The following is a 19345-nucleotide window of genomic DNA, read 5'->3' as shown; positions in this document are numbered from 1 at the left end:
TCGCGGCTCAGCACGCTCAGTGGCGGCGGGTGCAGACCTCGTCGGCGCTGGCCACGGTGTCGGTGGACCAGACGACGGCGACCGTGAAGCAGTAGTCGTTGGCGCGGTTGAGCGCGTAGACGACGAAGCTCGTGGCGCCGGCGGGCAACGTGGCGATGGCGTTCTTGCCCTGGCCGGCCCTGCCGGCGGAGACGACCACCGGTCCCTCGCCGCCGGCCGGGTAGGTCCAGCGCAGGGCGATGCTGTCCCGGTTGTCGCGCAGGGTCACCGTGCCCGGCGGGGTGCCCGGCGCGGCCGCGGGCGGCGCCGAGCCGGCAGGGGAGGCGCCGCCGCTGGCCGGCGCGCCCGTGCCGGTCGGGCCGGCGCTGGGGGAGGCGGTGCCCGGGCCGGGCGGCTCATCGTCCCGGTCGCCGACCCGGGCCACCCCGGCGATCACGGCCGCGGTGCCCAGCACCACCACGACCACGCCGGCCACCAGCACCGGCACCAGCCGGTTGCGTCGCGGCGCCGGTGCCCGGTGCACGGGCACCGGCAGCAGCCGGGACGGTGTGTACGGCTCAAGCGGCGCGTACGGATCCGGCGGCCCGTACGCGCCGGGTGGCGTGTACGGCTCGGACGGCGGATACGGCTCGGACGGCGTGCCCGGCCGGTGCAGCCGGTACACCCCGGACGCCTCTTCCGCGCTGCCCGCGAGCCCGACCACGGACGGGGGGACCGGCGTGTCGGTCAGGTGGCGGTCGGGCCCGTCCGCCGGATCGGCTGGCCACGTGAAGCCCACCGACCCACCCGGTTCGTCGGCCGGCGATCGAGGATTCGGCACCGCACCGCCGCCGGTCACGCCCCCATGACCGGCCAGGGCCTCATCGTCACCGATGGCCGGGCCGGGGGCCGGATCGGCGTGCGGGGGATCCGGTGGCTGAGAGCCGGGCTCGACCGGCCTGTTTCCCTGGGACGGGGCCCGGGCGGCCGGCACCACGGGGCTGTCCCGGGGCGTCTCGTCGGCGCAGACGTGATCGGGGTTGGCCGCCGCCCGCGCCAGCGCCGCCACCTGCGCGGCCAGCGGGTCGTCGGCGGGCAGGTGCTGCCGGCACAGCTCGCGGGCCAGCGCCAGGTTGTCGTGCGCCTCGGCGAACTGCCCACAGTCACGCTGCATCGCGCCGAGCCGGGCCAGCATCTTGATGCCGCTGGGATGCCCGTCGCCGTACACCTCGCGGTGCAGCTCCCAGGCGTCCTGGAGCCGGTCGCGGGCCACCGTGCACTGGCCGCGGGCGTACTCGACGGTGGCCAGGTCGGCGTGCGCGGCGAGCACCCGCAACGACTCCGGGCCGTCCTGCGCGGTCAGCTCGAGGATGACTTCCTGGTAGAGCCGGGCGGCCCGGGAGTGGCTGCCGACCCGGTGCAGCACCGCGGCCAGGGTCGCCGCGGCGGCCACCGTGCGGGGATCGGAGCGGCCGTGCAACCGGGTGGTGGCCGCGTACGCGAAGGCGGCCCAACCCCGGGCGGAGTGCGGCTCGCCGAGCGCGACAAGCACCCGCGCCTGGAGGCTGGCGGCCTCGGCCAGCTCGGGGTTGGCGTTGGCCGGGCGGGGGTCGGCGTCGGTGAGCGCGTCGGAGAGCAGCCGCTGTGCGCCGGCCAGGTCGCCGGCGGACACGAGGTGGTGCGCCTGATCAGTCAGTTCGCCGAAGCCGGAGGGCACGCCCCATCGTGCTCATCCGACGACGGTAAGTACAAGACCCGCGCCGGTGTCGATCGGTCAGGATCTCGTCAGGTGCTCCGCCAGCGTCTCGCTGATCCGGCGCAGCTGGTCGACCTGGGCGGGGCTCAACGCGTCGAACAGGTGCCGGCGTACCCCCTCGACGTGGCCGGGGGCGGCGGCGGCGAGGGTGGCGAAGCCCGCGTCGGTGAGCAGTGCGACCTGTCCACGCCGGTCGGTGGCGCATTCCTCGCGGCGGACCCAGCCGGCCGCCTCCAACCGGGCCACGGCGTGTGAGAGCCGGCTGCGCGACGACCCGGTCGTCTCGGCCAGGTCGCTCATCCGCAGTCGCCGATCGGGCGCCTCGGAGAGCCGGACCAGGATCTCGTAGTAGGCGTGCGGCATCCCCGCGTCGCGTTGCAGCTCGCGGTCGAGCGTGTCCATCAGCGCGCGGGAGGCGGTGAGGAACGCCCGCCAGGTGCGCTGCTCGTCGGAGTCCAGCCAACGGGTCATGACCGTCATCATACCCGCAATGGTTGAGAGTTCAACTAAATCGCGCTAGCCTGGAGCCATGGGAATCCACCGGCTCAACCACGCGGTCCTCTACGTCAGTGACCTCGCCCGCAGCGTCGCCTTCTACCGCGACGTGCTGGGCTTCCGCCCGGTGGCGATGACCCCGGACGGCTTCCGGGGCGCCACCTTCCTCCAGGCCCCCGATTCGACAAACGACCACGACCTCGGCCTGTTCGAGGTCGGTGCCGGCGCCGGGCGGTCGACCGCCGGCCGGGCCACCGTCGGGCTCTACCACCTGGCCTGGGAGGTGGACACCCTCGACGAGCTGGCCGCCACCGCCGAGCGACTCTCGGCCGCCGGCGCTCTGGTCGGCACCTCCGACCACGGCACCACCAAGAGCCTCTACGGGCAGGACCCGGACGGCCTGGAGTTCGAGGTGGTCTGGCTGGTCCCGGCCGACCGGCTCGACGACGACGCGCTGGCCGCCCGCAAGCGGATCGGCCGGCTCGACCTGACCGCCGAACGGCAGCGCTACGGCGGGCAGACCCGCGGCGGGGTGGGGATCTCCGTCCCGGCCTGACCGCTCGTAGGGTAGAACGGACCGATGTCGACCGACCGGACCACCGACTTCCTCCGCGAGCTGCTGGTCCGCCAGTTGACGACCTGGCTGCCCGCGGCCCTGCACCGCTCCCGGCGAGCCACCATCGCCCTGGCCTGGTCCGGTGACGACGCCGGCGGCGCGGAGGCCGCGCTGCGGGTGGTCGCCGGGCATGCCGACCAGGTGCGCGGCCGGCGGGTGACCGTGCTTGTGCTGGCCGACGGTGCCGCCGACCTGCCGACCCGGCTCGGTCCGGTCGAGGCGGAGCTGCCCGCCGAGGTCACCGTGCACCTGCTGCCGGGCGTCCCGGATCGGCTGCCGGTCGCGGTGAAGGCGGCCGGTGCCGCCGGCTCCCCGCTGTTCTGCTTTCTGGACCTGCCCGGCGCGGTGACCCCGAAGCTGCTCACCGCCGCGGCGAACGGCCGCGCCGGGGAGGTGTTGCTGCACGCCGGCAGCGACGCCCGCGACGCGCTGGTCGCCGCCGGCTTCCCTCTGGTCGCCGAGGTGGCGCCGGTGCTCCCGAACGGCGCGGCGGCCGGCGTGATCGCGTTCGGCAGCCGCTCGGACCGGAGCCTGGAGGCGGTCCGCGACGCGCTCTGGGCCGTCGGCGCGGACCGCGACGTGCGCTTGTCCGACCCGGGCGACCCGGCGGGCGCGCCGGTCGACCTGGCCGGTGACCCCGACGCCGAGCCGCTGGCCCGCGAACTGCTGGCCGAGCTGCGCCGGGGCGGGCCGCGGCCGGTCACCGAGCTGCGCCGGCACACCCTCACCGCGACCGTCTACCGGGCCGCCGACGCCACCCGGGCGCTCACCGGCCTGCTCGACTCCGGCAACGTGCGCCGCGAACGCGAGACCGGCCGGCTGGCCGGCGACGAGACCATCACGTCGACGCGCTGAGCGCGCCCCGGCCGCTGGGCCGATGTCACACCGGCCCGCACACGCCGAGCGGGGTGCCGGTGGTCCACCGGCACCCCGCTCGACTCCCGGGACACTACGACCGGGACTTGTCCTGCTTCCACGACAGCGGGCCCGGCAGGTCGACCCGGTGTGCCCTGGCCCTGGAGTTCCAGGACCAACGCCCGATCTTGATGCTCCACGAGGAGAAGCCGTTCTCGGTGAAGTTCAGGATGATCGGACCGATCTTCTTGCGCTTGCGAAACATGAGGCCCATCGGAGGACTCCCCTCGTCACCGTTCCCTGCCGTGTCGAGATCGAACATGCCCGAACCGGTGAATTCCGAAACCCCGTCGGAGTCCGGCGTGGACGGTCGCCCGAAACGGCGTCTCGGTCTCCATTCAGGAGATGCGCTGTGAGCCGGCCGGCCTCAGGCCGGGACGGGGTCCCGGTCCAGCGCGAGGACCCGGGTGACGCTGCCGTCCTCCTCGGTCACGTCCTGCTGGTGGACGAAGCCGAGCTTGGCGAGCAGCCCGAGCGAGGCGTGGTTGGCGTCGGCGACCGTGGCGTACACCCGGGTCAGATCGAGACGGTCGAAGCCGTACCGGACCAGTGCGGTGGCCAGTTCGGTGCCCAGGCCACCACCCCACGCCGGCTTGGCCAGCGCGTAGACGAGCTCGTGACCCTCGACGTCGTCGGTCCGCTTGATCTCGGCGTGCCCGACGTAGTGGCCGTCCCGGCGGACCGCCCACACGTCGAAGAGGTCGTCGGCGTAGACCCGGCTGAACACCCGCCCGAACAGGTCGGCGGCATCCGCCTCGGTCATCGGCCCGTCGCCCATGAACCGGCCCACCTCGGGGTCGGCGAGCAGCGCGACGAAGTCCTCGGCGTCGGCCGGTCGGTAGGGCTCCAGCAGCAGACGGTCGGTGCGCAGGGTGGGGGTGGGCATCAGCGGGGCTCCCAGGCGTCAGGCAGAGCGGTGAGCTTGCGGACGTGGGCCGGCAGCCGACCGCTGATGATCTCGGCGAGGCTCACCTCGTCGACCACCCGGCGGACCGCGGCGCGAACCGCCACCCAGAGGCCGGGCAGGTTCTCCGCCGCGCCCTCGTACCGGGTCTCCTCCGGGCGCAGGCCGCGGACCCCGGCCAGCGGACCCTCCACGGCGCGCAGCACCGCGCCGACGGTCACCTCACGCGGCGGGCGGGCGAGCGTGTAGCCGCCCTCGGCGCCACGTTGGGCGCGCACGATGCCGGCCCGGCGCAGATCGGCCAGGACCGCCTCCAGGAACTTGCGGGGCAAGTCCTGCTCCGCGGCGATGGCCTGGGTGGACAGCAGCGAGGGGTACGCGGTGGCGAGGCTCAGCGCCGCCCGTACCGCGTAGTCGCCGCGCGCGGAGATCTGCACCCTGCCATCATGCCCGGCCCGCGCCGCTGCCCGGTCCCGCGGGCTACCCGGGTCGGGCGGCGTGACCGCCGTTGGCCGGCTCGCCGGCGGCACCGGGGCGGAACCGGCCGGCATTGGCGGTCGTCGCCTCGGCCGGTGACCGGGGCCGGACCACCCGGGCGGCGGCCGGCTGGTCCCGGGCGGCCCGGAACGCGCCGGGGCTGAGCCCGACCTCCCGGGTGAAGAAGCGGCCGAAGTTGGTGGGTTCGGAGAACCCCAGGTTCCGACCGATCTGGGCGATCGGCTCGTCGGTCGCGGCGAGGAGCCGTCCCGCCTGCAACGCGACCCGCTCGTCGATGACCTGCTTGGCGCTGCGCCCGGTGACCGCCAGGCAGGCCCGCGTCAGGGTCCGTACCGAGCAGCCGAGCGCGGCGGCGTAGTCCTCCACCCGCCGGGTGTACTGGTAGGCGTGTTCCACCTCCCGGCAGAACCGGTGGAACGTCTCCGCCTCGGGCCGGGCAGCCGACCGGTCCCCGCCGGGCAGGGCCAGCCGCAGCAGCAGCACGGCGAGCTGGTGGCGGAGCAGAGCACGGCCGGCGGGTGTGTCGCGATGCCGCTGGCAGTCGACCGCCAGCTGGCTCACCTCACTGATCACGGCATCCTCGTCCTCGCCGGCGAGCTGCCGCCAGGTCGGGGGTGCGTCCGGGTCCACGTCGAGACCGCGCAGCGCCTCGGAATCCCAGCCGACCACGGTGGCGTCGAACTGTGGGCCGGCGCAGCGCAGCACCTGGCCGGCGCGTACCCGCAGCAGCGTGCCGGGCCGGCACGGCAGCAGGTGGAAATCCAGCTCGGCGTCGCCGTGCCCACGGGTGGTGAGGATCAGCAGCTCCCGCTCGACGAACACCGGGCGCCGCCAGCCCTGGTCGCCAGCCAGGTCGGCCAGGGCGAACGTGGCGATCTCGTCGGGGACGGGTGGCGCCGCTCCGATCGTTGCCGCAGGAAGGGGACCGGTGGAGACCATCGCCTGCGACGGTAGCCCGAACCGCAGGTCACCGCATCCCGACCCCCGGCGGGCCCGGCGCGCCGCCACGGGCTTGTCGCGGTCCCGGCGGTCGGGCTACGTTACCCGGCGGTAGCGCCGTCCGGTCTCCGCTCCGCCCGGCGCCCCGCCGGGCCGCCCGCCGGACCGGCGGACCCGCCGACTCGCGATGGGATGGGCATGACGCAGCTGTTCTCGGTCGAAGGCAAGACGGTCCTGGTCACCGGCGGGTCGCGGGGGATCGGTCTGATGATCGCCCAGGGCTTCGTCCGGGCCGGTGCGCAGGTGATCATCTCGTCCCGTAAGGCGGACGTCTGCGAGGCGGTCGCCAAGGAGCTCTCCGCCGAGGGGCGCTGCGAGGCGATCCCGGCCGACCTGGGCGCCGACGCCGGGGCCGAGTCCCTCGCTGCCGCCGTGCGGGAGCGCTTCGGTCGCCTCGACGTGCTGGTCAACAACGCCGGCGCGACCTGGGGCGCCCCGCTGGAAAACTACCCGGAGGCCGCGTTCGACAAGCTCTGGGCGGTGAACGTCAAGGCCGTCTTCCGGCTGACCACTGCGCTGCTGCCGGCGCTGCGCGCCGCCGCCAGCGCCGACGATCCGGCCCGCGTGATCAACATCGGGTCGATCGACGGCATCCGGGTGCCGTGGATGGAGGTGTACGCGTACTCGGCCACCAAGGCGGCCGTGCACATGCTCACCCGCAGCCTGGCCTACCAACTGGCCGGCGAGCAGATCACCGTCAACGCGATCGCGCCCGGTCCGTTCGAGAGCAAGATGATGGCGTTCGCGCTGAACGACCCGGCGAGCCGGGCCAGCATCGAGCAGCAGGTGCCGCTGGGCCGCATCGGGCGCCCGGAGGACATGGCCGGCACGGCCATCTACCTCTCCTCCCGGGCCGGCGCGTACCTCACCGGCGCGGTCATCCCGGTCGACGGCGGCATCACCACGCACGGCTGAGCACCGGCCGACCCGGAGCGGGCGGGCCCGCGTACCCCCGGGGTGTGCCGGAGCCGCGCGGTCGGCAGATCCGCGCGGCCCCGTGATGGCCGGTGTTGCCCGGTCGGGCGGTGGTCAGCGACCGGCGAGCAGTCGGTTCACCGCCGTGTCGACGTCCAGGTGCTCGGCCTCGCGGCCGCGCGGGACGACGACGTAGGTCCGTCGAAGGAAACGCACCAGGACGCTGCGCGGCACCTCGAAGAGGGCGTTGCCGTCCGGTGACGACAGGGCCAGCGCGACGAAATCGCCGCGCGGGGTGGCCCAGGGCCAGACCCGCACATCGCCGATGCCGGCTGGCTCGTCCAGGCCGGTGACGAGCAGTTCGCGAGCGAAGGACCAACTCACCGCTTCGCCGCCGGCCGATTCGGCATGGAACAGGACATGGACCGCATACGGGTCAGCAGGGTCGTAACGCAGACTGGCACGCACCGGCAATGCGGTGGCGTCAGGCGCGACGAGCCTTAGCGACGTCTCGACCTCTACGGTCGTCGGTCGAATGACACTCATGGACGTTCTCCCCCCGGCACCGCTGCGGAACGCGCGTGTCCCGCTTTTCCCATACTCAGGTGCTACTCCTGGCTACGCTCCGCCATACGCTGACTTCACCCAGTGGTGGGAAGGGGGACGGAAAGGCCGCGTGAATGTGAGGATTCATGTAGGATTTCCGGTTCTGCCCAGTGCGTGATCCCGCCCGGCATCGGGTGGCTCAGTCGTCGACTTACTCCGGTAACGTCCAGTCGGCCGTTGCAGTGACGGGCCCGAGCGACACTGGGGGGTGAAATGGTCACGAATCGATCCTCAGTGGATCCGGCAGCGGCGTCCGGTCCGCCGAACGTCGCGGTCCGAGCAGCCGAAAAGCGGGGGTACGCAGTGCCAATGGAGCAGCCCGAGCGGTCCGGTCGGCCGGCGGCCGAGCCCGGCCGCCCCGCTGCCGGAGAAGCGGGTCGTTCCGCCGCCGGTGGTACGGATCGCCCCGTCCGAGACGGGGCCGGTCGTGCCGGTGGCGTCCTCGTGGCGAACCCGCCGCGGCGCCCACGCTGGCGGGAGCGGATCTCCACCACCCTCGACCTGATCCGGGCCAACCCCACCGGCCGGATCGCCCTCAAGATCTTCATTGCGATCGCCGGGGCGCTGGTCGTGACCATCGGCATCGCCCTCATCCCGCTGCCCGGGCCGGGCTGGCTGCTGGTCATCGCCGGGCTCGGCATCTGGGCCGTCGAATACCACTGGGCCCGCCGGCTGCTCGGCTTCACCCGCCGTCACGTCCACGGCTGGACCAACTGGGCGAAACGCCAGTCACTGCCGGTGCGAATCGTGCTCGGCTCCGTCGGCCTGGTCTTCGTGGCCGTGGTGGTGTGGCTCTCACTCAAGTACAGCCTCGGCATCGACGTGGTGGCCACGGCGATGCACTACCTCGCGACGCACTGACCCCGGATTTCCGGTCTGGTTCCACGATCGGGTAGAGTCATCGGCGCTGAGGGCGATTAGCTCAGCGGGAGAGCGCTTCGTTCACACCGAAGAGGTCACTGGTTCGATCCCAGTATCGCCCACGCAGGTCAAAGGCCACTTCCCGGGTTCGGGAGGTGGCCTTTCTGCTTGCGTACGGCAGTTAAGTACAGCAATAGTCAGCGGCCGAGAGAATCGCCGAGCCGCTTGAGTGCTTCTCTCGTCGCCTTCGATGAGACCTGCGTGTAGATCTCCATCGTCACGGAGAAGCGGGCGTGCCGGAGCACCTGCATGGCGACTCGCGGGTGGACGTCGAGGTCGGCCAGGAGCGTGGCGCAGGTCCGCCGGGCGTCGTGGACGGTGATGGGCGTGACGCCTGCCTTCTCGCACCTCGTCTGCCAGGAACGTTGGAAGTTGCGCGGTTCGATGGGCGTGCCATAGCGGGTGGTGGATACGAGGTCGGTTTCGTGCCAGGCCTTGCTGGCGGCTGCCCGTGCCTCGTCGCGTTGTTCTTGCCTGAGCTTGAGGGCGGTCAGGCATATGTCAGGCAGGGGGAGTGTGGCGTCGGACGCCTGGGTCTTGGTGTCGCGGTGGAGGAGCTGTCAGCGTGGCACGATCAACTCCACGTAAGCCCGGCGAGTTGTTGCTTGAACTGTTTCAGGGTGAAGCCATGACTCTCGGGTGGTATGAGCGACAGCGAGTAGGTGACCTGGCCCTGCTCCCACCAGACCTTCCAAGAGCCTGGTGCGCCGTAGGTAGTGATGATGCCTTGCCATGAGCCGATCGGGACAGTGGCGATGGTGGCCGACCGGTGCGCCCTAGTTGTGGGCTGCGCATCGAGGATCAGCATTGTGCCGCCAGGGTCGCGGAAGCTCTGGAACCAGCGTTCGTCGGGCCTCAGGTGTCCTCCGGAAGGATCCCACCGCTTGTCTGCAAGGAGGTCCGGCACATCTCGCTCGTAGTAGGTCGGATGCGGCAGGGTGGCGGCGGCGTCGCGCAGAACTCTGTCACCGAGGGGTTCTTGCAGCGACACGTAAGCGGGCGCGGCGTCACCGGTGACGGCGCAGTCTTCCTCTTCTGCTCGCACGACGCTCGTGGTCACCGAAAGGACCACCTGGGTGTCGTCTTGATGGGTGACCGTCGCCTCGGGGGGACGCGTGGGCTCTCCGCAGATTGCGCTGTCTATGCCGGTGGCCACGGTGATCGAGGTGTCGTCGCGAGCGACGATCGCTGCGACCCATGGCAGCACGATGGATCCATCCGGTGTCGAGGCTCGGGTTTCATGCTGCGGTGCCGTCGACAGGGACGATGCAGCCTCTTGTGGAGGTTCGGCTACGGCGTCTCGGCGACCTGTTCCGCAGGCACCACCTAGCATCGCGATGAGCACTGCTGCGGTGATGCGCGCAACCTTGCGCGAGCTAATGATCACCACCGCAGCCTGCCACGTGGACCTTCGCCGGGTGTGCGGCGTGCTCCTGGACATGGTGGAGGAGCGGTTCGGCGCGGAGCTCTTTCGCACTGGGTTTGCCCGGAGCGCTGGAAGTTGCGCGGCCCGATGGGCATGTCATAGTGCGTGGCGAATGCCACGTCGTTCTCGTGCCATGTGTTGCCGGCGGCCGCTTCTGCCTCGTCGCGTTGTTCGCCCGGGACGGGATTCAAGGCACCTTCCAAGCTGACCGGCCTCGCAGGACTCTCGGCTGGCGAACCCGGCCGACGTTTTCAACGCCACTTGGCACTCTGACGAGCGCCGCTGTGACGATCGCTCGAATCCGCCCGCGACCTGCGCGGAAGCGGTTGGACCTCGAACCGCATACTGGTCGGGACACCTCGATGGCGGCCGTGGCGGCCCCCAGCGGAAGGGAGCCAGGTCAGTTGGCGCGGCGATCACGTCACCCGGATGGGCCCGATGGCGACACACCGGACCTCGGTGAGCTTCTCGGCCGGGAGCTGAGTGCGGCTGTGATCATGTTCCATGAGGCGGTCGCTGCCCGTCGTGGCCTGACCGCGACGGAGAACAAGGCTCTGGACGTGTTGACCCGCCGCGGGCCTGTCACGTCGGGCGATCTCGCTCGGGAGCTCGGGCTCACGCCGGGCGCGGTCACCGGGCTCGTGGACCGCCTTGCCCGGGCCGGGTACGCCCAGCGTGTCTCCGACGCCGCGGATCGGCGCAAGACGTTCGTGGTGGTCGACGTGGACCGGGTCAACGCTGATCTGCGGCCCGTCTTCGAGCCCATGCGGGAGGCCATGATGAAGCTGGCCGACGGCTATACCCCGGAGCAGCTTGCCACCATCGACCACTTCGTCACCAACGTGACCAGCATCCTCCGCGACCAGACCGCACGGCTGAGCAACGACACTCGAGCCTGACCACGCTTGCAGAGGATAGTTTACTTCGCTAAACTTTTTAGCAGAGTAAACTTCTATGGGAGTGGTCGATGAGTGACACTACTGCGGTCGAGGCCGCGATTCGCGAGACGTTGGCCCGGGTCGCCGACGCCTGGCACGAGGGTGATCCCGGCCGGTACGCGGCCCTGTTCACCGAGGACGCCGACTACACCGCCTTCGACGGCACCAGAATGGCCGGCCGACAGGCGATCGCGGACGGACATCGAGCGCTGTTCGCCGGCATCATGCGCGGCTCCCGTATGACGATGCGACCTCCGAGCATCCGGTTCGTCGCGCCCGATGTCGCAGTCGTGTGCGCGCTCGGCGGCATCATCATGCGCTGGCAGCGCGGCCGTGCCGAACCGTCGGCGAAACGCCTGTCCGCTGTGACGTTCGTCGTGGTGCGTCGAGGTGAGGACTGGCCGGTGGCCGCGTTCCAGAACACCCGGTACCGGCCCTGGTCACGCACCATCATGGGCCGGCTGATGACGCGAACCGAGGGTGAAGGAGCCTGATGAACCTCACCGTGCTCGGCTCGACCGGCCGCACCGGCCGGCTCGTGGTCAGCGAAGGGCTACGGCGCGGCCATCGCATCACCGCGTTCAGCCGCCGGCCACACACGTTGCCACCAACCCCGGCCCCGACCAGAGTCGTGACCGGCGACGGGCGTGACGCGGCTTCGGTACGGGCCGCCATCAGCGACGCCGACGCCGTGATCGCCATCATCTCCGCACCGGATCGCAAGGGCCCGCACCACGCCGAGGCGGTGGCACGCGTCCTCGCCACGAGCATGGCCCACGCCGGTGTGCGCCGGCTCGCCGTCACCAGCGCATATCCGATCGTGGCCGACAGTCCCCGGCTGCCCATCGCACTGCTGCGGCGGTTGTTCGCCGACGCCTACGCAGATGCCGCGCGGATGGAGGTGGTCGTCTCGGCCTCCGACCTGGACTGGACAATCGTGCGCCTGAACCGCCTGCTCGACCGGCCCGCGCGGGGCGGCGTGCAGATCAGCCGCGACCTGCTCGACCGACCCCGTCCGCTCACCCGCGCAGATGCCGCCGCAGTCCTACTCGACGCGGTCGAGAACTCCACCCACGCGCGCAGCGCCATCAACGTCGCCGGCTCCTGACCGAGGATCACACGCAAACCGAGCATCGCCCTTGACCTGTACGACACCAGGGCCTGACTGCGGTACGCACTCAGCGTTCTCACGAGCTACGGCGTCCAGTCGCGCCGGAGCAGACCGTAGATCACCATGTCTGCGAAGCCGTCGCCGTCGTACTCGCGCTCCCGCTGCGTGCCTTCGTGCGTGAAGCCGCATGTCTCAGCGGTCCGCCGCATGGCCGTGTTGCTGGCCAGCGTCTCCAGTTCCAGACGGCGCAGGTTGCGGTTGCGGAAGCCGTACCGGCAGAGCAGCCGGATCACTTCGGTCCCGTACCCCTGGCCACGTGCCTCGGGTAGCAGCGAGATACCGAGGTGGGCGTACCGACTGAACGCGTTGATCCCCCACAGCACGCTGCCACCGAGGAAAGTGCCGTCGGCCACGGTCTCGGCCAGCAGCGACACCTGGGTCTGGCCGTCGGGCGGCTCGGTGACCTTTTTCTCCAGCCGGGCCCGGACCTGGCCGACATGGCGCGGCACGAACGGCTCGCCGTCCGTGATCAGGTGCAACTCGGGATCACCGTACAGGCGGAACATGTTCGGCGCGTCGTCCGGCGTGGGCGGGCGCAGTCGGACCCGATCGGTGGCGAACATGCCGCGACGCTAACAGTCGGCATGGAGATCCAGCACCGGGTTAAACCGGGGCCCCGGACCGTGCGGCGTACCAGAGTCCGCCGTGCTGACGACGGACGTGCGTATGGATAAGGAAGAACGACGCTCAGCAGGTCACGGCACAACCCGGAAGCCTTGGCGCCAGGTGGGGTGTGTCGGGTGCCAGCCCAGTTCGCGCTTGGCCTTGGCGTTGGATGCGCCGCGCAGTTCGGTCATGAGCACGACGCCGGCCTGTCCGGCGGCGAGGCGTCCGATGAACCGCGGTACGCGCATCGGTTTCTTGGCGCCCAGCATCGCTGCCAGTTCCGGCAGCCATTCGGCGACCGGGGCGGGGTCGTCATCGACGATGTTGTAGACACCGCGGCCGCCGTTCTCCACCGCTGCGACCGTGGCCTCGGCGGCATCGGCGATGTGGATGAACGACCACACCCCGCCGCCGTCGCCGACGACCGGGAACCTGCGTTTGCGGATCATCTCGAGCTGCTCGGATCCTGGCGCCATGGACGTGCCGGCTCCGTAGAAAGCGCCGTAGCGCAGCACGATCCCTTCGGTCCAGGCGGCGCCCAGCACGGCCTTCTCCAAGTGCTCGATCGCGGCGATCATAGGGGCCATCTGGCCGACCGGTGAGCGATCCAGGGAGTCTTGTTCGTTCTTGACCGGCCCGCCGGTCCGCGTGTAGGTGAACGCGCCGTTGCTCTGGGCGACGAACCGTCGTACTCCTGTGGCGCGTGCGGCCGCGAGCAGGTTGTCGGTGCCCTCGATCCGCAGCCGGTCGGTGGCGGCGAAGCTGCGTTCGAAATGGCGGGTGTCGACGTGCCCGATGGCGGTCAGCTGGTTGACGATCACCTCTGGGGCGGCCTGGCGCACGGCCGCCTCGACCTGGGCGCGATCCAGCGCGTCGGCGACGACCGGTACCGCACCCAGCTGTGCTGCCCTGGCCTTGTTGGATTCGCTGCGGACCATGGCGAACACCTGGTGTCCCGCATCGACCAGACGCGGCACCAGCTCCTTGCCCATCGCTCCGGTCGCTCCTGCCACCAGCACTCTCATCGTCGGCTCCCTTGCTGTCCGGTTCGGATTCGTCACTTGAACCGGATGGCCTGCCGATTCCTGACAGGAGTCGAAGGTGATCCACGTCATACCGTCAGCAGGGGCTCCCCATGGTTGGCTGCCGCCCATTGCTCGGTCGCGCGTTCGAGCTTGTCGGGGTTTGCCTGGGTACGGCAGGCAGTGATGCCCTCGACGGTGACCTCCAGGCACATGATGGCGACAACCCGGCCTTGCACGACGGCCACAACGGCGGGTTCGCCATTGGCGGTCCAGGCGTATATCTCGGGCGAGCCGCCGACGATGGCGCGCTTGGCCTCCGCAGGCTTGAACAAGCCCCACACGAACTTCGCGACCGCGACGGCTCCCTCGAACGCCTCGGTGCGTGCCGGAACCTTCCCGCCGCCGTCGCCGATGGAGATGGCGTCCGTGGTGAGCAGGCGTACGAGCTCATCGGTCTGGCCACTGGTGGCGGCCGCGAGGAACTCCTCGACGATCCGCCGGGCGGCGGCCCGCTCAACTTCGCTGCGGGCTTTGCCGTACGCGACATGCTTCTTGGCACGGTGAAAGATCTGCTGGCTGGCGGCCTCGGTGATGTCGAGGATCTGGGCGATCTCCCGGTGCGGGTAGTCGAACGCCTCCCGCAGCACGTACACGGCCCGTTCGTTGGGGGACAGGCGCTCCATGAGCGTGAGGACCGCGTACGAGACCGATTCGCGCTGCTCGGCGGTGTCGGCCGGGCCGAGCATCGGATCCCCCCGCGAGCAGCGGCTCGGGGAGCCATCGGCCCACGTAGGTCTCGCGGCGTGCACGCGCGGTGGTGAGCAGGTTGAGGCACAGGTTGGTGAGTACCTTCGTCAGCCAAGCCTCGGGGACCTCGACCCGGTCGACGTCGGCGGCCTGCCAGCGCAAGAACGTCTCCTGCACGACGTCCTCTGCCTCGTGCGCGGAGCCGAGGAGACGGTAGGCGATGGCCTCCAGACGGGGCCTCGACAGCTCGAATCGGTCGACGTCGTCCACTGTCAGAGGCATGAGCCGATCATATTTACCCGCAACGCCTCCAGCTGAGCACGGCTTCTCTCGTGGATCGGGGGCCGGTTCCCGCCGCGGGCCGCCCGGTGAGTGGCAGGGTGATGTCCATGAACAGGAACCACGTCGCCGATTGGCTCGCCGCCTACGAGCAGGTGTGGCGGACGCCGGGCACGGACGCGCTGGTCACGCTCTTCACCGAGGATGCGAGCTACCAGCAGGGGCCGTACTGGACGCCTGTCGTCGGCCTGCCGGCGATCGCCCGGATGTGGGAAGAGCAGCGCAATGGTCCCGACGAGGTGTTCCAGATGACCAGGGAGATCGTCGCGGTCGACGGCGACACCGCGGTGTCGCGCCAGGAGGTCCGCTACGGCGACCCGGTCAACCAGGAGTACCGCGACCTGTGGATCATGCGATTCGCGGACGACGGACGTTGCCGGTCGTTCGAGGAGTGGCCGTTCTGGCCGGGACAGCAGCCGGCCAATCCTCCGGACGGTTCGTGACCCGAGGACCGCGCCACTTCCGGGTGTCGGACGAACCTGGCGTCGTACCTGCGGTGGGGGCAGGCGGAATGGCCTGACCCCACCGGTCGGTCCGGCTCCGTCAGCCCAGGTACGTCTCCCACGGGCCGGTGATGGCCAGGGTGAGACCCGGGTCCTGCATGTTGACGAAGAGCACCTTGCCGTCGGCGGAGAAGGTCGGTCCGCAGAACTCCGAGTCGTTGAGCTGGTTGCGGGCGATCGCGTACGTCGGGCCACCCGGGATCGTGCTGAGCACGTGCGAGGCGCCCTTGCCGTCCTCGGCGAGCACGAGGCTTCCCCACGGGGTGACTGTCACGTTGTCCGGGCCGTCGAAGGTGAGGTCGGTGTACTTGACCGGCGACCCTTCCTCGGCTGCGGTCTGGTGCGGGAAGTACGTCACGAGCTGGATGGTCTGCGCCTTGTAGTTGTAGAACCAGACCATGCCGTCGTGCGGCGCCGCGTCGGCCGGCAGGTCACCGTCGTCCCAGGCGTAGGAGTTGACCACGTATACGCCCTCGTCGGTGGCCCACACGCCTTCGAACTTGCGTCCGCGGGTGACCTGGCCGTCGGCGAACTGCTCGCGCACCGACGTGGTCCGCGCGTCGCGGTCCGGCACCTCGATCCAGCGGACCGGGAAGGGGCGGCCCAGCTGGGCGGAGGTCAGGTAGGCGACGTCCGGCAGCACCGAGCCGTCGTCCATGATGATCTGCATCGCGGCGAGGACACCGGCGTTCGGTGCGAGCCGGGTGAGCACGCCGGGGCCGAGCTTGACGCCGTGCGGCGCCGTCCAGCGGTAGAAGAGGCCGTTGGGCCCGTCGGCGTCCTCGGAGAGGTAGACCCGAGTGCGGTCCTTGTCGACCGCCAGGGCCTCGTGGGAGTAGCGGCCCAGGCACTTGATCGGCTTCGGGTCCGCGCTGCCGTCGGCCCACACCTCGAAGACGTAGCCGTGGTCCTTCTGGTAGACGCCGGACCGGCTGCCCTCCTCCCATTTGTCGCCGGCCCGGTCCTCGGTCTCCTCGCAGGTGAGCCAGGTGCCCCAGGGGGTCGGCCCGCCGGCGCAGTTGGAGATGGTGCCGGAGAGGGCGACGAACTCACCCAGGTTCCGGCCCGCCCGGTCGGTCTTGATCACGGTGCACCCGCCCGCGTCGACGGCGCCCGGGTCGTACACCGTGCCCTTGACGTGCGGCACGCCGAACTCAGCGCCGGGGTCGATCTCGTGGTTCTGGATCAGGTTGTAACGGCCGTGGCCGGCGTCGTAGACGGCCATGCCGTCGTGGTCGGCCGGGGTCATGCCCTGGCCGCGGTCGAGCCGGGTGACGCCGGTGCGGGTGACCACGGTGTAGCTGAAGCCCTCGGGCAGGGCGAGGATCCCCTTGGGGTCGTCCACGAGCGGCGGGAAGGGCAGGTGGCCGGCCTTGACCGGCGGGTGAGGCCGGCCCGGGTGGGCCTGCGCCAGGGACGGCAGGCCGCCGGCGACGACAAGGCCTACGCCAGCGGCGGCGCCACCAGCGAGGAAGGTACGACGAGAGGAAGGCACGCGGATCAGCTCCTGGTCGAGACAAGTGCGACGATCGACAGCCAACTCCTGCGGACAGACACGGACGCGTCACCTGCGGGATCGATTGGTGACATCCGAGTGAAGAATCAGCGGCACTCACGCATCGCCAGGCCGGCGGCGTACCACCTGCGGAAACACGGCCGGAGCACAAAGCCGACATCAGGAAGGCCTCCTCGGCGAGGAGACGCCGGTCGAACAGCAGGTGTATCCGTTTGCTGGTGGGGCCGGAGGGTAGTTGGGTGGCTATGACCAGCCCTGAGCAGAGTCAGCAGGAGAGAGCCCTCGAGACCGGCGAGGTGTATCAGGACGCCGAGGGGCGCCGAACGACAGACCCGGGCTCCGGGGCTGCGCACGCCGACAGCGAAGCCGACCGCAATGCGGAGCACTTGAAGCGGGGCGAGGTTGGGCCGCGCGTCCCGGAGGAGTAGCCGGTCCGTCCGGCAGGGCGGTGCAGGCGGCCCGGGGAGCGCGGGCGCGACCCGTATGCCGACCAGTGCCAGGGCGGCCGGTGCCTGCGCGGTTAAGCCCGAGTCACTTCGAGCTGGAATTCGTGTACCCAGTTGGCCGGGTTCTGTGGATCAAACTGGAGGCAGACTTCCCGGGCGTAACCCACCGGCTTGTACCCGTTGTCGTCGATCCAACGGGCCAGGATCTGCATGCTGCGGAATGCCTCGTTCATCGGGCCACGGTGCACGATCGTCGCTGCTGACTCGATACCCGGCAGGTCTCGCAGGTCGAGGTCGTCAGCGCCGCTCGTGCCGGACACCACCTCGACGGCCGCGTGCACGAGCACTGTCTGCCCGTCGCCGCCTGTGCCGGTGTCCGGTTCGTAGTACGCGATCGGGGCCCCGCTCGGGCGAACTCCGGTAGCGCCCAGGCGACGCCACATTTCGTTGTACAACGGTCCGATCACCGGGCCGATGTCCTCACCGTCGTAACTGGCGGCCAGCGCGGACAGTTCGGCCACGCGGACGGGCGCGATCTGCTTGAGTACCACGTCCTCGGTGCTCATATATCCCTCCTCCTCGATCATGCGCAGTCGCGCCTCGATGCTGATCAGCCGGGCGGTGTCGGCGCTCAACTGCGCCTCCATCTGCGCTCGTCGAAGCCGCAGCATGCCGTGCAGCTGCTCGACACTGACCTTGTCGTCGAGAATGGCAGCGACCTTCTCAAGGGTCAGGCCGAGATCCTTCAAGGCGATGATCCGGTTGAGCCGGCGCAGCTGGTCGGCCTGGTAATAGCGGTACCCGGTGGCCGGGTCGGTCCTGGCCGGCGTCAGCAGCCCGATCGCGTCGTAATGACGCAGCATGCGCACGGACACGCGACCAAGCGCGGCGAAGTCTCCGATGCTGAACACGACTCCATCCTGGCCCCTGACACGATGTGAGAGTCAACAGGCAAGGCGTCCGCACATTTCGCCTTTTGCCGGCGATGCCCAGTTCGAGGTGAGCCTGCGCGGCTCGACCGCCAGAGTCTGCCTCATGGACGTTGAGGACCAACCGCACGAGATCGTCTCGATGGTCACCGTTGGTTCTCTGGTCAGGATCGCTTCCGGAACGGGGCAAGGACGGCGCGGATCTGGTCAGCCGCGCCCCAGTCGTCGTCGAACTGGGCCAGCACGGCGAGGTGTTGCCGTAGTTGGATGATCGGCATGCGGGCCGGCCAGTCGCCGTCGAGCGACGTCAGCTCCGCATAGACCTCGAACATCCGTCGCGCCTCGGGCGGGGGCGAGGTGGACCACACGTGAGCGAGGTCGACCTCGGCCCACATGTACGACACGGCCGGGTCGATCAGCGCGGGTTGCCCGTCCGGAGTGGCCAGGATGTTCTGTGCCCACAGGTCGCCGTGCGTCAGGCACGCCGGCCGGCCCGGCAGCAGGTCGTGCAGCCGGTGGCACAACCGCTCCAACGCCGCCCGGTCTCCGGCGTCCAGTGCCGCCTCGACGCGAGGCTGCCCGAGCCACCGAAGCAGCCGGTGCTGTGCGAAAAAGGCAAAGCCGTCGTCATTCCACGTATTGATCTGGCGGCGACGGCCCAGCCAGTTGTCGTGGTGCCATCCGAAGCGCGGATGGGTCGTGCTCATGTGCATGCGGGCGAGCACGTGGGCGAACTGCTCCCAGAAGACCTCGCTGTGCGGCCTCGGCCGCAGCACCGACAGCACAAGCAGTTCCCGGTCCGCCAGGATCACCTCGGGTGTCGCCACTCCGCCGAGCTCACGTAGGGCGGCCAGCCCCTCGGCCTCCGCGACGAAGACGTCGTCGGCCGGGGCCTCGGCGAAGGCCTTGACGAACACCGACGGCGCGTCCCGGCGGGTCGCGATGCCCGCGAGCGCCGCGACCCCACCTGTCACCGGCTCAACTGTGACGACCTCACGCATTCCGGCCCTGAGTAGGCGCTCCAGCAGGACAGTCGTCGAGGGCATCAGGACGGACTCCTCATGAGCGGGGTGCTCGTTCGCGCCATCGTATGTG

21 protein-coding genes, 1 tRNA gene and 2 pseudogenes are annotated in these 19345 nt (G+C 70.5%); 9 read left to right on the top strand and 15 right to left on the bottom strand.

Going from position 1 to position 19345, the window contains the following annotated elements; all coding sequences use genetic code 11:
- Positions 1-16 precede the first annotated feature (16 nt).
- Together GA0070607_RS04170 and GA0070607_RS04165 are read right to left on the bottom strand one after the other, a co-directional pair.
- Positions 17-1696: a tetratricopeptide repeat protein gene (locus tag GA0070607_RS04170; RefSeq protein WP_089016977.1), complete on the bottom strand. Its 1680-nt coding sequence runs from the start codon at positions 1694-1696 to the stop codon at positions 17-19.
- Between the two features lie 57 nt (positions 1697-1753).
- A complete protein-coding gene (locus GA0070607_RS04165) occupies positions 1754-2215 on the bottom strand; it encodes a MarR family winged helix-turn-helix transcriptional regulator (protein WP_089021647.1) in 462 nt (153 codons plus the stop codon).
- Between the two features lie 49 nt (positions 2216-2264).
- On the opposite strand from GA0070607_RS04165, the gene GA0070607_RS04160 reads away from it, so the two are divergent.
- Together GA0070607_RS04160 and GA0070607_RS04155 are read left to right on the top strand one after the other, a co-directional pair.
- Entirely contained in the window at positions 2265-2786 is a 522-nt protein-coding gene (locus tag GA0070607_RS04160) for a VOC family protein (RefSeq protein WP_089016976.1), read from the top strand.
- A 24-nt stretch (positions 2787-2810) separates the two neighbouring features.
- Entirely contained in the window at positions 2811-3701 is an 891-nt protein-coding gene (locus GA0070607_RS04155; RefSeq protein ID WP_089016975.1) for a hypothetical protein, read from the top strand.
- 94 nt (positions 3702-3795) lie between these two features.
- Here GA0070607_RS04155 and GA0070607_RS04150 read toward each other — a convergent pair whose 3' ends face one another.
- From GA0070607_RS04150 to GA0070607_RS04135, 4 genes are all read right to left on the bottom strand, one after another.
- The gene (locus tag GA0070607_RS04150) at positions 3796-3975 is read right to left on the bottom strand and encodes a DUF4236 domain-containing protein (protein WP_089016974.1); all 180 of its coding nucleotides are present in this window, start codon (positions 3973-3975) and stop codon (positions 3796-3798) included.
- Between the two features lie 153 nt (positions 3976-4128).
- The gene (locus GA0070607_RS04145; RefSeq protein WP_089016973.1) at positions 4129-4647 is read right to left on the bottom strand and encodes a GNAT family N-acetyltransferase; all 519 of its coding nucleotides are present in this window, start codon (positions 4645-4647) and stop codon (positions 4129-4131) included.
- Positions 4647-5102: an RrF2 family transcriptional regulator gene (locus tag GA0070607_RS04140; protein ID WP_089021646.1), complete on the bottom strand. Its 456-nt coding sequence runs from the start codon at positions 5100-5102 to the stop codon at positions 4647-4649. The genes GA0070607_RS04145 and GA0070607_RS04140 overlap by 1 nt, the downstream gene beginning before the upstream one ends.
- A 43-nt stretch (positions 5103-5145) precedes the next feature.
- Positions 5146-6102, bottom strand: a complete 957-nt coding sequence (locus GA0070607_RS04135) for a helix-turn-helix transcriptional regulator (RefSeq protein WP_089016972.1) — start codon at positions 6100-6102, stop codon at positions 5146-5148.
- Positions 6103-6300: 198 nt separating this feature from the next.
- Between GA0070607_RS04135 and GA0070607_RS04130 the strand changes: the two genes are divergently transcribed.
- On the top strand, positions 6301-7077 hold the full coding sequence (locus GA0070607_RS04130) for a glucose 1-dehydrogenase (protein WP_089021645.1): 777 nt from the start codon (positions 6301-6303) through the stop codon (positions 7075-7077).
- A gap of 114 nt (positions 7078-7191) precedes the next feature.
- Here the strand turns inward: GA0070607_RS04130 and GA0070607_RS04125 are convergent, their stop codons facing one another.
- Positions 7192-7623: an SsgA family sporulation/cell division regulator gene (locus GA0070607_RS04125; RefSeq protein ID WP_007457244.1), complete on the bottom strand. Its 432-nt coding sequence runs from the start codon at positions 7621-7623 to the stop codon at positions 7192-7194.
- Between the two features lie 294 nt (positions 7624-7917).
- Here GA0070607_RS04125 and GA0070607_RS04120 point away from each other — a divergent pair, with 294 nt between their 5' ends.
- On the top strand, positions 7918-8544 hold the full coding sequence (locus GA0070607_RS04120; RefSeq protein WP_408630867.1) for a TIGR02611 family protein: 627 nt from the start codon (positions 7918-7920) through the stop codon (positions 8542-8544).
- A gap of 50 nt (positions 8545-8594) precedes the next feature.
- Positions 8595-8666: transfer RNA gene (locus GA0070607_RS04115), tRNA-Val, on the top strand.
- Between the two features lie 75 nt (positions 8667-8741).
- Here GA0070607_RS04115 and GA0070607_RS04110 read toward each other — a convergent pair.
- Positions 8742-9164: pseudogene (locus GA0070607_RS04110) on the bottom strand (tyrosine-type recombinase/integrase); the annotation flags it as partial.
- Positions 9165-9178: 14 nt separating this feature from the next.
- A complete protein-coding gene (locus GA0070607_RS33205) occupies positions 9179-9991 on the bottom strand; it encodes a hypothetical protein (RefSeq protein ID WP_231930831.1) in 813 nt (270 codons plus the stop codon).
- A 401-nt stretch (positions 9992-10392) separates the two neighbouring features.
- Here GA0070607_RS33205 and GA0070607_RS04100 point away from each other — a divergent pair, with 401 nt between their 5' ends.
- The 3 genes from GA0070607_RS04100 (at position 10393) to GA0070607_RS04090 (ending at position 12076) form a co-directional block, all read left to right on the top strand.
- Positions 10393-10929 carry a MarR family winged helix-turn-helix transcriptional regulator gene (locus GA0070607_RS04100; RefSeq protein ID WP_089016969.1) on the top strand — a complete coding sequence of 179 codons (537 nt, stop codon included), beginning with the start codon at positions 10393-10395 and terminating at the stop codon, positions 10927-10929.
- 68 nt (positions 10930-10997) lie between these two features.
- Positions 10998-11462, top strand: coding sequence for an SgcJ/EcaC family oxidoreductase (locus GA0070607_RS04095; RefSeq protein ID WP_089016968.1), 465 nt, complete (start codon positions 10998-11000; stop codon positions 11460-11462).
- Positions 11462-12076, top strand: coding sequence for an NAD(P)-dependent oxidoreductase (locus GA0070607_RS04090; protein ID WP_089016967.1), 615 nt, complete (start codon positions 11462-11464; stop codon positions 12074-12076). Before GA0070607_RS04095 ends, GA0070607_RS04090 begins: the two co-directional genes overlap by 1 nt.
- Positions 12077-12162: 86 nt before the next feature.
- Here the strand turns inward: GA0070607_RS04090 and GA0070607_RS04085 are convergent, their stop codons facing one another.
- The 3 genes and pseudogenes from GA0070607_RS04085 to sigJ form a co-directional block, all read right to left on the bottom strand.
- A complete protein-coding gene (locus GA0070607_RS04085; protein WP_089016966.1) occupies positions 12163-12702 on the bottom strand; it encodes a GNAT family N-acetyltransferase in 540 nt (179 codons plus the stop codon).
- Between the two features lie 132 nt (positions 12703-12834).
- Positions 12835-13770 carry an NAD-dependent epimerase/dehydratase family protein gene (locus tag GA0070607_RS04080; RefSeq protein WP_089016965.1) on the bottom strand — a complete coding sequence of 312 codons (936 nt, stop codon included), beginning with the start codon at positions 13768-13770 and terminating at the stop codon, positions 12835-12837.
- Between the two features lie 86 nt (positions 13771-13856).
- Positions 13857-14799 (bottom strand): annotated as a pseudogene (gene sigJ / locus GA0070607_RS04075) (RNA polymerase sigma factor SigJ).
- Between the two features lie 107 nt (positions 14800-14906).
- Between sigJ and GA0070607_RS04070 the strand changes: the two are divergent.
- Positions 14907-15299: a YybH family protein gene (locus GA0070607_RS04070; RefSeq protein ID WP_089016964.1), complete on the top strand. Its 393-nt coding sequence runs from the start codon at positions 14907-14909 to the stop codon at positions 15297-15299.
- 100 nt (positions 15300-15399) lie between these two features.
- Here GA0070607_RS04070 and GA0070607_RS04065 read toward each other — a convergent pair whose 3' ends face one another.
- The 3 genes from GA0070607_RS04065 to GA0070607_RS04050 all read right to left on the bottom strand — a co-directional run bounded on the left by GA0070607_RS04065 (position 15400) and on the right by GA0070607_RS04050 (position 19296).
- Positions 15400-16854, bottom strand: a complete 1455-nt coding sequence (locus GA0070607_RS04065) for an alkaline phosphatase PhoX (RefSeq protein WP_089016963.1) — start codon at positions 16852-16854, stop codon at positions 15400-15402.
- Positions 16855-17395: 541 nt separating this feature from the next.
- The gene (locus tag GA0070607_RS04055; RefSeq protein ID WP_089016962.1) at positions 17396-18232 is read right to left on the bottom strand and encodes a MerR family transcriptional regulator; all 837 of its coding nucleotides are present in this window, start codon (positions 18230-18232) and stop codon (positions 17396-17398) included.
- Between the two features lie 182 nt (positions 18233-18414).
- On the bottom strand, positions 18415-19296 hold the full coding sequence (locus tag GA0070607_RS04050; protein ID WP_089016961.1) for a fructosamine kinase family protein: 882 nt from the start codon (positions 19294-19296) through the stop codon (positions 18415-18417).
- Between the last annotated feature and the right edge of the window lie 49 nt (positions 19297-19345).

This window comes from Micromonospora coriariae (assembly GCF_900091455.1).
Lineage (GTDB): Bacteria > Actinomycetota > Actinomycetes > Mycobacteriales > Micromonosporaceae > Micromonospora > Micromonospora coriariae.
This window is presented reverse-complemented; position numbering and strand designations above follow the sequence as displayed.

Excerpts from the sequence above, each read along its gene's own strand:
- GA0070607_RS04165 (WP_089021647.1), bottom strand. The coding sequence starts at position 2,215 with ATGACGGTCATGACCCGTTGGCTGGACTCCGACGAGCAGCGCACCTGG.
- GA0070607_RS04160 (WP_089016976.1), top strand. The coding sequence starts at position 2,265 with ATGGGAATCCACCGGCTCAACCACGCGGTCCTCTACGTCAGTGACCTC.
- GA0070607_RS04155 (WP_089016975.1), top strand. The coding sequence starts at position 2,811 with ATGTCGACCGACCGGACCACCGACTTCCTCCGCGAGCTGCTGGTCCGC.
- GA0070607_RS04150 (WP_089016974.1), bottom strand. The coding sequence starts at position 3,975 with ATGGGCCTCATGTTTCGCAAGCGCAAGAAGATCGGTCCGATCATCCTG.
- GA0070607_RS04145 (WP_089016973.1), bottom strand. The coding sequence starts at position 4,647 with ATGCCCACCCCCACCCTGCGCACCGACCGTCTGCTGCTGGAGCCCTAC.
- GA0070607_RS04135 (WP_089016972.1), bottom strand. The coding sequence starts at position 6,102 with ATGGTCTCCACCGGTCCCCTTCCTGCGGCAACGATCGGAGCGGCGCCA.
- GA0070607_RS04130 (WP_089021645.1), top strand. The coding sequence starts at position 6,301 with ATGACGCAGCTGTTCTCGGTCGAAGGCAAGACGGTCCTGGTCACCGGC.
- GA0070607_RS04125 (WP_007457244.1), bottom strand. The coding sequence starts at position 7,623 with ATGAGTGTCATTCGACCGACGACCGTAGAGGTCGAGACGTCGCTAAGG.
- GA0070607_RS04100 (WP_089016969.1), top strand. The coding sequence starts at position 10,393 with ATGGCGGCCGTGGCGGCCCCCAGCGGAAGGGAGCCAGGTCAGTTGGCG.
- GA0070607_RS04095 (WP_089016968.1), top strand. The coding sequence starts at position 10,998 with ATGAGTGACACTACTGCGGTCGAGGCCGCGATTCGCGAGACGTTGGCC.
- GA0070607_RS04090 (WP_089016967.1), top strand. The coding sequence starts at position 11,462 with ATGAACCTCACCGTGCTCGGCTCGACCGGCCGCACCGGCCGGCTCGTG.
- GA0070607_RS04085 (WP_089016966.1), bottom strand. The coding sequence starts at position 12,702 with ATGTTCGCCACCGATCGGGTCCGACTGCGCCCGCCCACGCCGGACGAC.
- GA0070607_RS04080 (WP_089016965.1), bottom strand. The coding sequence starts at position 13,770 with ATGAGAGTGCTGGTGGCAGGAGCGACCGGAGCGATGGGCAAGGAGCTG.
- GA0070607_RS04070 (WP_089016964.1), top strand. The coding sequence starts at position 14,907 with ATGAACAGGAACCACGTCGCCGATTGGCTCGCCGCCTACGAGCAGGTG.
- GA0070607_RS04050 (WP_089016961.1), bottom strand. The coding sequence starts at position 19,296 with ATGCCCTCGACGACTGTCCTGCTGGAGCGCCTACTCAGGGCCGGAATG.